A 14,136-nucleotide genomic window follows, 5' to 3' on the forward strand; every position below is an offset into this window, starting at 1 on the left:
GACCTCTTCTAACACTACCGATCTCGATGATTCCCGCAGTGCACGGGAGATGACGTCCAGCATTATCGATGCGTCAATGTCAATTCCATCCATGAATCGAAATCCCGGTGCGACGCCAGCAATTCGGCCACGACCCGGGCAAGATACAGGGCTTGTTCGGGATTCAGTCGGGGATCGCACACGCTGCGGTAATTCGTGGCGAGGTAGGTGTCCTCGACCTGCGTGCCGACGCATTCGCTGACATCGTCACCGCTCACCTCAAGGTGAATTCCACCCGGTGTGACGCCCGTATCATTGCAGGCGCCGAAGAACGCCCGCAACTCGTCCTCGATCTGGGCGACCACGCGCGTTTTCACGCCGGCCGGGCTGACGACCGTGTTGCCGTGCATGGGATCGCACAGGACCCGGTCCACCCAGCCCTCCGCGACCATGCGGCTCAGCATCGCGTAGACGAGGTCGTACGCCCGTGCGCGACCCATCCGGAAAATGAAGGCCAGCCGGCCGGGGATGTTGTCCGGATTGAGCACGGCATGCAGGGCCATCAGGTCCGCCGGGGTGGCACTCGGCCCGATCTTCACGGCGATCGGATTGGCTATCTCCGCCGCGAAGGCGATGTGCGGGCCGGTTGGCGATCGCGTACGCTCACCGATCCACAGCAGGTGGGCCGAGTGGGCGTAGGTCCGGCCGTCGTCCGTGCTGCGGCGGGTCTGCGGCTGCTCGTAGTCGAGCAACAGCGCTTCGTGCGAGGTGAACACACCCGTGCTCTCCAGGTAGGAGAGGGTTGTGCGGGACTGTTCGCGGGCGCGAACCATGTTCCAGGGGTCGGGGGCGCGTGCGCCCGCGGAGAAGTCGGCCGCGTTCACCGCGTCGCCGAAGTAGGACGGCAGCACAAACCCCGCTCGGCGCTCCACCGGTGCCGAGCGGGGCTTCGCGTACTGGCCGGCGATCCGCCCGACGGTCACCACCGAGCACGCGCATTCCGCTTCGATCAGGCCGGCGATGCTCCGCAACAGCGAGACCCGCCTCCCCACCGACAGCCGGGTGTTGTCCTGGAAGGTCTCGGCACAGTCTCCGGCGTGCAGCAGGAATGCGGGTTCCGCCAGCCGGGCCCGTAATCGGCGGATGTCGGAGGCCGGCACCAACGGCGCCGCCCGGGCCAGTGCGGCGCGAGCGCGGCGCACCTCCGACAGCACCGGCCATTCCGGCTGATGGTCGCGCTTGTAGACGGCCGAAAATTCGACAAGGTTCATCGGCAAACCCCCGTCATGCCCTGCGGAATTGGAAAACGCGCAGCCCTGCCACTGCGACTGCGGGTCCTGCAACGACTCGTCGGCTCCCGACCCGGTCCGCCGATATGTGCCGTCCATGACCGTCCCTGGCCATGTCGCCCCACGTAGCATACGCCACTGACCGGTCAGTTCAGATTCCGGAATCCCAAAACTTTTCAAAGCCTCGGGACGGCGTGGGCGCGAAGCAGGAGTCAGCGACTCGAGTGCGAGCCAGGGCGAAGGTTACATAACCGAGGTGACGGCAGTGCGCTCCTTAGGTGCGGTCGAACAGATATCGGCCATATCGCGCGACACGCCGTGCTCTCAAGAAGTGGCCGATTCCCGACGCGGCTGCGATGCGAGCGCTTCCAGACGTGCCTGCCAGAGGGGTGCGCGCGGCGCCGCTCCGGCCTCGATCGCGAATCCCACCCATTCCCGGATCGGCCGAATACCGTGCAGCGCGTTGACGGCCCACGCTTCCAGTCCGGCCAGATCCTGCGGGCGGGGACAGGCGTGGGCGACGCGGGTCCCGGAGGCCGCCGCGATCTTCAACAGGGTCTGCCGGGTGACGCTCGGCAGCAGGTCCAGGCGTGCGGCGTCGGGCACGTACAGGGTGTCGCCCTGCCACCAGAGCAGGCTGGTCGTCGTGCCTTCGACCAGTCTGCCGTCCGACGAGAGGATGACCGCTTCGTCGGCCCCGTGGCGCTGGGCCGCCGACCGCACCCCCGCCAGCCAGTCCAGGTCGGGCCCCTTGACCGACGGATGGCGTCGCCCGTCGGCTCCGTCGTGGATCCACACCCGGACGGTCGCGGCACGGGGCGGCGCCGCCCGGAGCCACAGGTGAAAACCCGGCGCACCGTCGAGGACGGCGCACTCCACCCGGGGGAACCAGCGGCCGTGGGCCGGGATGCGGTCAAGTGCCGCGCGCAGAAAGGCACTTGTGTGCGCGGGCGGTACGGAGAGCAGCGTGGTGCAGGCGGTGGTGAAGCGGTCCCTGTGCGCGTCGAGCGCCACGACCCGGCCGTCGGTCACCAGCCAGGAGTCGATGACGTCGACCGGTCCGCCCGGCGGCACTGCGGTGAAGCCGCCGTCCGCCGCGGACCAGCGCCAGCGCCGACCGCCCGCCGGCGCGGCCGTCACCGCGGGCGCCCGACGGTCTGTGAGGGCCGCTGCGGCAGCGCCCGCAACGAGGCACTCGCCTTGAGCAGCATCTCGTCCAGTTCGCCTGCCGGGGTGGAGTCGAGGACGATGGCACCGCCGGCGCCGATGCTCAGTTCGTCCCGGTACCGGACGGCGGTGCGGATCACGATGTTGAGATCGGCGGTGCCGGTGAGCCCGAGGTAGCCGAGCGCGCCCGAGTAGATGCCCCGGGCCTCCGTTTCGAGCCCGTCGATGATCTCCATGGTGCGCAGCTTGGGCGCGCCCGTCATCGATCCGCCCGGGAAGCAGTGGCGGACGCAGTCCACGGCGCTGACCTCCGGGCGCAGGACGCCCCGGACGGTGGACACGAGCTGGTGGACGGTGGCGTAGGACTCCACGGCCATGAAGCGCGGGACGCCGACACTTCCGATCCGGCAGACGCGGCCCAGGTCGTTGCGCAGCAGGTCGACGATCATGAGGTTCTCGGCCCGTGTCTTGGCGCTGCCGGCCAGTTCGGCGGCCAGGGCGGCGTCCTCGGCCGGGTCGGCGCTGCGGGGCGCGGTTCCCTTGATGGGCTTGGTCTCCACCACACGGTCGGCGTCGATCTTGAGGAAGCGTTCGGGAGAGGAGCTGAAGACGGTGACCTCGCCGAGGCGGAGCAGTGCCGCGTACGGCGCCGGGTTGGACGCGCGCAGCCTGCGGTAGTAGGCCAGGTCGTCGCCGTGGAAGGGCATCCTGGCCTTGTTCGTCAGGCAGATCTCGTAGCTCTCGCCGGCGACGAGCCGGCTCTGGCACTCCTCGATGTCCCGGACGTAGCCCTCGGTGTCCCGGGCCAGCCACGGGCGGGGGTCGGCGGTGTCGGCGGCCGGATCGGCGAGCGCGGCCGACTCCTCGGTCCGCGTCGCGGCGTCGAGCGGGTTCAGCAGGGCGACCAGGGTGGCGGTGGTGCCGTCGAGCCATGTCCGGGCGGATGCCCTGGTCTCCGTGTCACCGCGGTGCAGCGCGACGACGTAGGTGAGGTCGCGCTCGTGGTCCACGGCGACGAGGCGATCGGCGAACATCCATGCCGCGTCGGGTGTCTCGGCGCTGTGCCGGTTCCTGGAGCCGAGGTCCCCCTTCAACTCGTAGCCGAAGTACCCGACATAGCCGCTCGTGAAGTCGAACGGCAGCCCCGGGTCGTCCAGTCGGCGTTCGGCGAGGCGGCGGTCCAGCACGTCGAAGATGCTGCCGTCCTCCGCGTGCACACCGGCGGCGTCGCGGACCAGGACGGCACGGTCGGCGAGCCGGTAGGTGAGGACCTCGCTGAGGGGTCCGGAGGCGTCGCCGAGGAACGAGAACCGGGACAGTCCCGGTTCGACACGGCTGCTGTCCAGCCAGAAGGCGTACTCCGACGTCCCGAACAGCTCCGCGTACGCCGCCTCGGTGTCGACGGCGCCCGGCACCGTGACGGCGAGGAGCTGGTAGGCACCGTCCGCCGGCGGGGCCGGGCGCCGGGAGCCGGCGGACACCGGCAGGCCCCGTGCTCGCCCGCGCCCCCCGCCGGCGGTCCTGTCGGTGCGGGCGGCGGTGATCTCCTTGAAGTTGACCATGATCTCGCGGCCGTACTCGGAGGCGATGGATTCGGGGTGGAACTGCACGCCCCACTGGGGGCGGGTGCGGTGCCGGATCGCCATGACGACACCGTCCTCGGACCAGGCCGTGGCCTCGATCGCGTCGGGCAGCGGTTCAGCGGCGCACAGCGAGTGGTAGCGGACGGCGGTGAAGTCCTGCGGGACGCCGCTGAACAGTTCGGTGCCCTGGTGCCGGACCCTGGTGAGATGGCCGTGTCGCGGTCGTGGTGCGCGGTCGACCCTCGCGCCCGCGGCGTGGGCGATCGCCTGGTGGCCGAGGCAGACGCCGAGCACCGGCAGCTCCGCCCGGGCCAGGACGTCCCCGGCGTATCCGAGATCGCGCGTGGTCTGCGGGTTCCCGGGGCCGGGCGAGATCACGACGTTGTCGAACTCCGTCAGGTCCAGCGTCGCCAGCAGTGGGTCGTCGTTTCTGAGAACGACCGGCTCGCACCCGTTCACCTCGGCGATCAGCTGGAAGAGATTGAACGTGTACGAGTCGTAGTTGTCGATGATCAGGCTACGCATCGGGATACTCCAGACGGTGCGCGTCGGCGAACGGCGTCGGCATGGTCACCCAGGGGTGGGCCCGGCGATGTGAGCGTCCCAGGCGGCACGGTGGCGTTCGCGGGGGTCGGGCTCGACGCGGCAGGTGGTGTCGAACACCATGACCGAGCGCCGCTCGTCGTAGCGGGGCCAGCCGGGATCGCCGGTCCTGGCGAACCGGACCCAGCCGCGGCGCAGCGAGAGCCCGAGGTCGGCGGGGGCTTCCGGGCCCACCTGGGGGGCGAAGGCGGGATCGTCGAGCTGGTCGAAGAGGAAGGGCACCTCGAGGAAGTGCGCGGCGCCGTAGCGGCCGTCGAAGGCGGGCGACTGCTGCCAGGCGAACTCGTAGGCGAAGGTGTTGCCGCCGGACTCGGCGTGCAGGCGGGTCAGTTCGATGGTGGGGCCGCGCCAGATCCAGTCGGTCACGGTCTCGGCGAGCTGTTCCCCGAGGGACAGGTGTCCGTAGAGGGACTCGGCGGCGGCGCGGCACGCGTCGGGAACGTCGTAGGCGTCCCGGGCGTCGCGGAGGTCCTGTTCGGTGGCCGAGTGGAACTGCCCGTTGCGCATGAAGAAGTAGCGGGACTCGTCGCGGTTGGTGCCGATGAGGAGGTCCACGGAGGCCGGGATGCGTCCGCGCAGCCCGGGGTCGGTGAACAGGGTGTCGTCCACGACGGGCATGAAGGGGCTGAACCAGTAGGTGTACGGGTTCCACAGGCCGGCGTCGCGGAAGCGGACGTCCAGGGCGCGCTGGCGCCGGCCGAGGAGTTCCCGGAGCGGGATGTCCCGCAGGTCCGTCTCGGCCCTCAGGTCGGCGAGGACGTGCTTGGCGACCGCGCGTCCCTCCTCCGCGTCGACGACCAGGGTGGGGCAGGGGCTCTGCAGGATGGCCCGGTGGATGAGTCCTTCGCCGGCGACGGTCCTGGCGATCGCCGCGATGATGGCGCTGCCGGAGGAGTTGCCGAAGACGGTGACGGCGTCCGGGTCGCCGCCGAACGCGGCGATGTTGTCACGCACCCAGCGCAGCGCGGCGACGACGTCGTGCATGCCGGCGTTCGGGGTGCCGCCCGGCACGGACAGGAATCCGTCCACGCCGAGCCGGTAGTTCATCGCGACCATGACGACGCCCTCGCGGGCGAAGACCGATCCGTCCGCGCGGGAGGTGGAGGCGCTGCCGGTGTTGTAGCCGCCGGCATGCACCCAGACCATCACGGGCAGCCGGGCCTCCTGCCCCAGCTCGGGGGTGTAGACGTTGATGCTCAGGCAGTCGGTTCCCCACGGGTAGAGCGGTGTGGCGTCGACCAGTGAATAGGTGGTGGGCTGGGGTGCGGCCGGGCCGTAATCGAATGCCTCGCGCACTCCGTCCCACGGCTGCGGGGGTTGCGGCGGCTGGAATCGGCGGTCACCGAAGGGATCTGCGGCGTACGGAATTCCCTTGAAGGATATGACGCCCTCGTGGACCCTGCCCGCGACAACACCCGACGTGGTGGTCGCCAGAGCCGGTTTCGTCGCGCTCTCCTGCGTGGTCAATGCTGGTCCTTTCCCCGATACGCTCTCCCGGCACTGGGTCGTCGCGGGCCACACAGTAAAGAGGCGAAGTCGGCGCTCGCAATTGCCGGAAGCGGCTGGCCGCTTTCGGCCACCGCTGCGGCCGGTCGCGCATTGCCGTACCGGCCGGTGCCGGATCACCGAAGGCCGGCACCGGAGCCGGGTGTTCCGCCGGGGTGGCCGCATGTGGCCACCCTCTTCCGGTCGTTGCGGTCGCGGACTTCGGAAACCTAGCGTCTCCGGCGTCCGATTGTTCGCACCTACCGAGACGAGGAATCGGTGATGGGGGAACATACCCAGGTACTGGTGATCGGCGGCGGACCGGCGGGCAGCACAGCCGCCGGACTGCTGGCGCGACAGGGCATCCAGGTGACGCTGCTGGAAAGTGCCACATTCCCGCGATACCACATCGGTGAGTCGATCCTGCCGTCGGTCCTTCCGGTACTCGATCTGCTCGGCCTCAGGGAAAAGATCGACCAATACGGCTTCGTACGGAAGGACGGCGCCTACTTCGAATGGGGCCCGGAGAACTGGGACCTCAACTTCGACCACCTCACCGGTTCCGGCGGGTACAGCTACCAGGTGATCCGGTCCGAATTCGACCACATGCTGCTGGACAACGCCGCCGAACTCGGCGTCGACGTGCGGCAGGGCGTGAAGGTCACCGAGCTGGAATTCAACGAGGGCCGGCCGGTCAAGGCCCGCTGGGCCGCCACCGGCGACCGCTCGGTCACCGGCGACATCAGCTTCGACTTCCTGGTGGACGCCTCCGGCCGGGCCGGCGTGATGGCGACCAAGTACCTGAAGAACCGGCACTACCAGGAGGCGTTCAAGAACATCGCGGTGTGGTCGTACTGGCGCGGGGTGAAGCCCCTGGAGCGCGGACCGGCCGGCGCGATCGCCGTCTGCTCGGTGCCCTACGGCTGGTTCTGGGCGATCCCGCTGCACGACGGCACCCACTCGATCGGCCTGGTGGCCAAGCGGACGGCGTTCACGGCGGAACGGGACCGGCTCGGCAGCATCGAGGCGGTCTACTTCGACGCGCTCGCCCAGTGCCCGCGCGTCGCCGAGATGGTGGACGGGGCGGAGCGGCTGCCCGAGTTCAAGGTCGAGCAGGACTACTCGTACAGCGCGGACCGTTTCACCGGCCCGGGCTACCTGATGATCGGTGACGCGGCCTGCTTCCTGGACCCGTTGCTGTCCACGGGCGTGCACCTGGCCACGTTCAGCGCGCTGCTGTCCGCCGCGGCCATCTCCGCCGTCGTCGACGGCGACCTGTCCGAGGACGAGGCCACCTCGTTCTTCGCCAAGGCGTACCGGCAGGCGTACGAACGGCTGCTGGTGGTGGTGTCCTTCTTCTACAAGAGCTACAACCGCGAGTCGCAGTTCTTCGAGGCGGACAAGCTGACCCGGCGGGAACGGCACATGCTCAACCTGTACGAGTCGTTCCTGCACATCGTGACCGGGGTCGAGGACCTGGACGACACCCGCGACGGCACCGGTGCGCTGGACAAGGTGGCGCAGCGCATCCGCTCGCAGGGCGACATCGACACCGAGGGCGGCATCCTCGCCGGCCACAACGAGGCGATGAACTCGATGCCCGCCTCGCCGGACAAGGCCGTGGGCGGCCTGTACCTCGAACTGGAACCGAAGCTGCGGATCCGGCGCCTGGTCGAGCCGGCCGTCGAAGCAGAGTGACCTCGGCGCAGAGCATCACGCTGCTGCTGGTCCTGGCCGCGGTGCTGGTGGTGGCCAAGACGCTCGGCTCGCTGCTGGCGCGCTTCGGCCAGCCGGCGGTGATCGGGGAGATCCTGGCCGGCATCCTGCTCGGTCCGACGCTGCTGCCCGACGCGGTGCAGCGTGCCCTGTTCCCGGCGGACATCCATCTGATCCTGAGCGCGCTGGGCAATCTCGGGATCGCGGTGTTCCTGTTCCTGATCGGCCAGGAGCTGACGCGGCATCCGCCGCGCCGGCAGACCGGGGTCGTCCTGGGCACCACGCTCGGCTCGATCACGGTCCCCTTCGCACTGGCGTGCCTGCTGGCCGCGACGGTCGTCGAGCCGTCCGGCGGACGGTCCCTGGGCCACGTGCTGTTCCTGGGCACCGCGATGTCGGTGACCGCGTTCCCGGTGCTGGCCCGGATCGTCCGCGACCGGGATCTGCTGGGGACCCCGGTGGCGGGCATCTCGCTCGCCAGCGCCGCGATCGGGGATCTGATCGCCTGGTCGATGCTGGCGGTGACGATCATGCTGGACTCCGGCCACGTCCAGTGGCGGCTGCTCCTGGTGCCCGCGTTGCTGGGCGTGGTGTTCGGGGTGGTACGACCGCTGCTGGACCGGTGGGCGCGGTGGCGGACGCGGCGGGGGCGGACGCAGGAGCCGTACATGGTGGCGCTGGCCGGGCTGCTGGGCTGCGGCGCGGCGACCGAGTGGCTGGGCCTGCATCTCCTCTTCGGCGCGTTCCTGTTCGGGCTGGTCATGCCCGCGGGGCCGGGTGGTCTGGGTGAGCCGGCCGGCCACCGGCTGCGGCTGGTGACCGAGAACCTGTTGCTGCCGGTCTACTTCGTGGTCGCCGGCGCGCGGGTGGACCTGTCCCGGCTGGGTGCCTCGGGCGTGGCCGAGTTCGGCGCGATCATGCTGGTCGCGGTGGGCGGGAAGTTCATCGGCGCGACGGGCGGCGCCGGCTGGTCCGGCCTCGACTGGCGGCGTTCGGCGGTGCTGGCCACCCTCCTCAACACCAGGGGGCTGACCGAGCTGATCATCCTCACCACCGGGTTGCAGCTCGGCCTGCTGGATCAGCGCCTGTACTCGCTGATGGTGCTCATGGCGGTGCTGACCACCCTGATGGCCGGCCCCCTGCTGCGCGTTCTGTATCCCCCACGGCTGGTCGCCGTCGACCGGGACCCGACCCAAGCGCCGTTCGGCGACGGGCCACCGGTCCACGTCGAACCGGCTACCGACGGCGTCAGAGCTTGAGTGACCGCGAAGGAAGTGGCACACCATGGTGAGCGAGCTGATCAATTCCGACCAGCGATTCCTGGAGATCCTCGACCGGTTGACCACCAAGTCGATCGACGACTACTACAACCCCTACCGCCTCTTCGAGTGGCCGGACAGCCTGCCGGACGCCATGTGGTGGATGAGCCCGGAACTGACCACCACCCACGGCACCGCCGTAGCATCCCGTCTGACCGAGGAGCAGCTGTACGCGCTCTCGAAGCACGAGAGCATCAATTTCTACAGCCTCAACGTGCACGGCATCCGGGAACTGCTCATCGAGGTCACCCGGCGTATCCACACCAAGGGATTCGAGACGCCGTCGAAGTTCTTCCACCACTTCATCGGTGAGGAGAACGAGCACATGTGGTTCTTCGCCGAATTCTGCCTGCGCTACGGCGGACGGATCTACCGGCAGCCGGCCGGGGCGAGCGTGGCGATCCCGAAGTCGGACGTGGAGAGTCTGCTGGTCTTCGCACGCATCCTGATCTTCGAGGAACTGGTCGACCACTTCAACTCCCGGATGGCCGTGGACGACCGGCTGCACGACACCATCCGGGCCATCAACCGGATCCACCACCAGGACGAGTCCCGGCACATCGCCTTCGGCCGTGAACTGGTCACCGCGCTGTTCGCCCAGGTCCGGCGGAACGCGACCGAGCGGGAACTCGCGGAGATCGCCGAGTACCTGCGCCGGTACATGTCGTACAGCTTCGAGTCGCTGTTCAACCCGCACGTCTACCGGGACGCCGGCATCGCCGACCCCCTGGCCGTGCGCCAGGAGCTGCTGGAGTCGCCCGCGCGGGCGGAGTTCGAGCAGAGCGTGTTCCGCAAGACCTCGAAATTCCTCCAGAAGATCGGGATCATCTCATGACCGCCGAGGCCACGCCGGTCACGCACACCGGCGCGCTGACCATTCTCGATCCCGACCAGACGGATCTCCTGCGCGAACTGGACGGTGTGTTCGCCGGGTGGGGGCGGGCCGCCGGTGCCCGGGAGATCCTGCCGCCACCGATGTATCCCGTCGCGGACCTGGAGAAGTTCGACGTCTACACGAATTTCCCGCACCTCGCCCTGGTCGCCGCCCCGCTGGAACTGGACGGCGGGCCGGACGCACCGGCGGACGGCCGGTTCGCCCCGGCGGCGCTGCGCGAGGCTCGGCTCGGTCTGCCGCACGCCACCTGCTTCGGCGCCTACCTGTTCCACGAAGGCGTCGAACTGGAGCACGACACGCTGATCACCCTGGTGAACCGGTGTTTCCGCAACGAGGACCACTACGTCCCGCTGCGCCGGCTGGCCAGCTTCCAGATGCGGGAGATCGTGGCGCTGGGCTCCTACGCGCACACCCAGCGGGTGCTGGCCGACTTCACCGAGCGGATCACCGCGTTCGGTGCGGCGCTGGGCCTGCGCCTGGACCGGGTGGCCGCCACCGACCCGTTCTTCGAGAACGACGGCGCGCGGGCGCTGATGTCCCGGCTCAGCCCGGTCAAGTACGAGTTCCAGGCCGGCGACCTGGCGATCGCGTCGGTCAACACGCACCGCAACTTCTTCGGCGAGCGCTGCCGCATCCGGCTCGCCGGCGAACCCGGCCACGCGTACACCAGCTGCGTGGCGTTCGGCCTGGAGCGCTGGCTGGCCGTGCTGCTGGACACGCACGGCAGCGCCCCCGAGGCCCACGCGGCGGTACGGGACGCCGCCGCGTCGGTCCGGTGACGCCGGTCTGCCGGGTCGGCATCGACATGGTCCCGTTCGGCCGGGTGCGGGACCTGGTGCGCGACGAGTCCCTGCTGGCCCGCATGCTCTCCGCCGAGGAGATCCGGCTGTCCCGCGGCGCCACCGGACCGGACGTCCCGGGCATCGCCGGCCGGCTGGCCGCCAAGGAGGCGGTGTTCAAGCTGTTCCACGCGCCCGACCAGACCCTGCCGTGGCGCGGCATCGAGATCCTCACCGCCGACGGCGGCTGGCCCGTGGTGCGGCTGGCCGGCCGGGCCGCCGAACTGGCCCGGCGCGCCGGCATCGAGGACATCTCGGTGAGCATCACCCACGACGACCCCTGTGCCGTGGCGGTGGCGTTCACGGCCCGCACCCCAGACAACACGCGCGACCCTGAGGACAGGAGTGCACATGACAGCGACGGGCATTGACGAGGTCCGCACGTGGATCCTCAAGCGGCACCCGGAACGGCGGACCATCGACGCCGAGGAGAACCTGATCCAGACCCGCCTGGTCGACTCGCTGACCTTCGTCGAGCTGGTCTACGTGATCGAGAACGCCACCGGTGTGGAGATCGACTTCGACAACATCGACATCCAGGACTTCCAGACCCTCGCCGCCATCGAGAAGGCGTTCTTCGTCGCGGCCTGACACGCACCGGAAGGGAGGCACTCATGGAAGCCGTCTCGTACACGGCCCAGTGGACGGCCGCGGCGCGGGCGTTGGAGACCGAGCGCGGCGACCGGGCGATCTTCCAGGATCGCTTCGCCCGCTCGCTGGCCGCACCGCGCGGATTCGAGCTGCTGGAGAAGAACCGCGGCAGCGGGCTGATCCCGTTCATCGCGATACGCACCCGGTACCTGGACGAGAGCATCGAGCAGATCCTCGCGGAGAACGACATCCGGCAGATCGTGTTCGTCGCCGCCGGCATGGACACCCGCCCGTTCCGGCTGGGGTGGCCGGACGACGCGACGGTGTACGAGGTCGATTTCCCGGCGCTGCTGGAGGAGAAGCGCCGCCGGCTGAGCCGGCTGGCGGCGCAGCCGCGGGTGGCACGCCGTGAGGTGGCCGCCGATCTGCGCCGGGAGTGGCTGCCCGAGCTGGAGCAGGCCGGCTTCGACCCCCTGCGCCCCACCCTGTGGATCGTCGAGGGGCTGATGTTCTTCCTCACCCCGGAGCAGGCGACCAACCTGCTGCGGACCCTCGGTTCGGCGTCGGCGCCCGGTAGCTGGCTGGGCGTGGACTTCGTCAGCCAGGCCCTGCTGCGCAGCCCGTTCTCCCGGGAGTTCCGCCGGAACCTGGAGGAGGACGGCACGCCGTGGCTGTTCGGCACGGACGAGCCCGAGGAGTACCTGGCCTCGACCGGCTGGAAGGCGCGCGAGGTGAGGGAACCCGGCGAGCCGAGCACCGCGCACGAGGACTGGCCGTTCCAGGTGCAGCCCCGGGACCGCAAGGGGCCCTCGCGCAGCTGGCTGGTGCGCGCGGAGTTCGTGGGCGGCTGACAGCGGACCGACCGGGCGGCGAGCGCGTGGGCGGCCGGGAGCCGGCCGGCGGGGAAACCCGGTCCGTCCGGCCCCCAGGGGCCTGCCCCGCGGCGCCCGTCCCGGCTGCTGCGATGCCGTTCCAGCTCGCAGGCCTTCCCTGTCAGCGAACCCCGTCAGCGAGAGAGAACCGGGTCGGAGGGAGAGATCAGTATGGCGACCGGCAGTGGGGAATGGTGGGCGGCGGCGGGCGGATACGTGGCCGAGCTGCTCTCCGTGCTCGCGAAGGAACCGGGAAGACCGGTACTGCACTACCGCGGACGGTGGATCACCGCCGGGGCGCACCTCGACGCGGTGACCGGGACCTACCGGGCCCTGCACTCCTGCGGGGTGGGACACGGCACGGTCGTCGGCGTGCTGACCGCGTCGAACAGCCCGGAGATCCTGGGCGTGCGGCACGCGGCCCATCTGCTGCGGGCGGCGGTCGCGCATCTGCGGTCGACCAATCCCGGCTCCAGCACGGCGATGCTGTCGGTCGACGACCAGCTGGAGATCCTCCGCGGCACGGGGGCGGCGGTGCTGTACGCCGACCGGGACAGTGCCGACCGGGCGGCGGGGCTGGCACGGCTGGCCGGGATACCGCTGATCGGCCCGGGTGTGCCCGGTGCGGTGGAGGTCACGCCCGGCGACGACCCGGGTCCGGCCGCGCCCGTGCCCTGGTCGCCGGAGGATCTGGCGGCCATCGCCTTCACCAGCGGAAGCACCGGGCGGCCCAAGGGGATCAGGAAGTCGCGGCGGTCCTGGGACAGCGTGGTGTACGGCACGATCGCCCTCGGCCGGGAGGCCGAGCGGATCACGGCGCTGATCGGCACCCCGCTCAGTCAGACGGTCGGCCAGCTGGCCGACGCAGCGCTGATCGACAGGGGCCGGCTGGTGCTGCTGGAGGAGTTCGCGCCGGACCCGTGGATCCACGCGGTGCGGGAGCACGGGGTGACCCGGACCTTCATGGCGACGGGCCATCTGTACCGGCTTCTCGACCGCCTGGAGGAACGCGGGCTGGCCGACGCGGAGGCCGCCGGACTGGGCAGCCTGCGCCGCCTCGACTACGCGGGGAGCCCGGCGGCACCGGCGCGGCTGGCCGAGGCGGTGAGGCTGTTCGGGCCGAGCCTGTTCCAGCAGTACGGCACCTCCGAGAGCGCCCGGATCAGCTTCCTCGCGCCGTCGGACCACACCGACCCGGACCTGGTGGGGACGGTGGGACGTCCGTTCCCCGGTGTCGAGATCGGTATCAGCGACCTGGAATCGGGCGCCCCGCTCGACGACGGGCAGGTCGGTGAGGTGCGGGTGCGCTCCCCCCACGTCATGGACGGCTACCTGGACGAGGTGCTGACCGCGCGGGTGCTCCGCGACGGCTGGTACCACACCGGCGACATCGGTTACCGCGACGAGCGCGGCTATCTGCATCTGCTGGACCGGGTCGCCGACATGGTCAAGATCGACGGGGTCAAGGTGTACCCCACGGTGGTCGAGCGCGCGATGCTCACGCTTCCCGGCATCGCGCAGGCGGTCGTGTACGGCTTCCTGGGCAAGGACGGCCTGGAGCACCTGCACGCGGCGATCACCCTGCGCCCGGGCGCCTCGGTGCGTGTCGACGCGGTGCGCGGACACCTCGGCAACATCCTCTCCCCGGCGCACGTCCCCGAACAGGTCCTCGTCCTCGACGAAGTCCCCCTGAACGCCGCCGGAAAGCCCGACAAACCACGCCTGCGACTGGAACACGCCTCGCACGCCTGACCGCAGGCGGGCCTCCTCCAAGACGATTTCAAGGCGATGTGGAGAA

12 protein-coding genes are annotated in these 14,136 nt (G+C 70.1%); 8 read left to right on the plus strand and 4 right to left on the minus strand.

What is annotated here, in order from left to right:
* Positions 1–62: 62 nt before the first annotated feature.
* The 4 genes from ABZV94_RS09445 to ABZV94_RS09460 all read right to left on the minus strand — a co-directional run bounded on the left by ABZV94_RS09445 (position 63) and on the right by ABZV94_RS09460 (position 6,088).
* Positions 63–1,367 (minus strand): 3-deoxy-7-phosphoheptulonate synthase, encoded by a 1,305-nt coding sequence (locus ABZV94_RS09445; protein ID WP_356338915.1) that lies wholly within the window; start codon positions 1,365–1,367, stop codon positions 63–65.
* A gap of 225 nt (positions 1,368–1,592) precedes the next feature.
* Complete coding sequence (locus tag ABZV94_RS09450; RefSeq protein ID WP_356338918.1) at positions 1,593–2,408, minus strand: aminotransferase class IV; 816 nt, start codon at positions 2,406–2,408, stop codon at positions 1,593–1,595.
* Positions 2,405–4,543, minus strand: coding sequence for an aminodeoxychorismate synthase component I (gene pabB / locus ABZV94_RS09455; protein ID WP_356338920.1), 2,139 nt, complete (start codon positions 4,541–4,543; stop codon positions 2,405–2,407). Before pabB ends, ABZV94_RS09450 begins: the two co-directional genes overlap by 4 nt.
* Before the next feature lie 45 nt (positions 4,544–4,588).
* Positions 4,589–6,088: a carboxylesterase family protein gene (locus ABZV94_RS09460; protein WP_356338923.1), complete on the minus strand. Its 1,500-nt coding sequence runs from the start codon at positions 6,086–6,088 to the stop codon at positions 4,589–4,591.
* Positions 6,089–6,388: 300 nt separating this feature from the next.
* Between ABZV94_RS09460 and ABZV94_RS09465 the strand changes: the two genes are divergently transcribed.
* The 8 genes from ABZV94_RS09465 (at position 6,389) to ABZV94_RS09500 (ending at position 14,090) form a co-directional block, all read left to right on the plus strand.
* Positions 6,389–7,804, plus strand: a complete 1,416-nt coding sequence (locus ABZV94_RS09465) for an NAD(P)/FAD-dependent oxidoreductase (protein ID WP_356338925.1) — start codon at positions 6,389–6,391, stop codon at positions 7,802–7,804.
* A complete protein-coding gene (locus ABZV94_RS09470; RefSeq protein WP_356338926.1) occupies positions 7,801–9,081 on the plus strand; it encodes a cation:proton antiporter in 1,281 nt (426 codons plus the stop codon). The genes ABZV94_RS09465 and ABZV94_RS09470 overlap by 4 nt, the downstream gene beginning before the upstream one ends.
* 25 nt (positions 9,082–9,106) lie before the next feature.
* Positions 9,107–9,976 (plus strand): diiron oxygenase, encoded by an 870-nt coding sequence (locus ABZV94_RS09475; protein ID WP_356338929.1) that lies wholly within the window; start codon positions 9,107–9,109, stop codon positions 9,974–9,976.
* The gene (locus ABZV94_RS09480; RefSeq protein ID WP_356338932.1) at positions 9,973–10,815 is read left to right on the plus strand and encodes a hypothetical protein; all 843 of its coding nucleotides are present in this window, start codon (positions 9,973–9,975) and stop codon (positions 10,813–10,815) included. The genes ABZV94_RS09475 and ABZV94_RS09480 overlap by 4 nt, the downstream gene beginning before the upstream one ends.
* Entirely contained in the window at positions 10,812–11,246 is a 435-nt protein-coding gene (locus ABZV94_RS09485) for a 4'-phosphopantetheinyl transferase superfamily protein (protein ID WP_356338934.1), read from the plus strand. Before ABZV94_RS09480 ends, ABZV94_RS09485 begins: the two co-directional genes overlap by 4 nt.
* Positions 11,227–11,466 carry a phosphopantetheine-binding protein gene (locus ABZV94_RS09490; protein WP_356338937.1) on the plus strand — a complete coding sequence of 80 codons (240 nt, stop codon included), beginning with the start codon at positions 11,227–11,229 and terminating at the stop codon, positions 11,464–11,466. Before ABZV94_RS09485 ends, ABZV94_RS09490 begins: the two co-directional genes overlap by 20 nt.
* Before the next feature lie 23 nt (positions 11,467–11,489).
* Complete coding sequence (locus ABZV94_RS09495) at positions 11,490–12,317, plus strand: SAM-dependent methyltransferase (protein WP_356338939.1); 828 nt, start codon at positions 11,490–11,492, stop codon at positions 12,315–12,317.
* A 192-nt stretch (positions 12,318–12,509) separates the two neighbouring features.
* Complete coding sequence (locus ABZV94_RS09500; protein ID WP_356338941.1) at positions 12,510–14,090, plus strand: fatty acid--CoA ligase family protein; 1,581 nt, start codon at positions 12,510–12,512, stop codon at positions 14,088–14,090.
* Positions 14,091–14,136: the final 46 nt, after the last annotated feature.

It is taken from the genome of Streptomyces sp. NPDC004658, assembly GCF_040609555.1.
GTDB lineage: Bacteria > Actinomycetota > Actinomycetes > Streptomycetales > Streptomycetaceae > Streptomyces.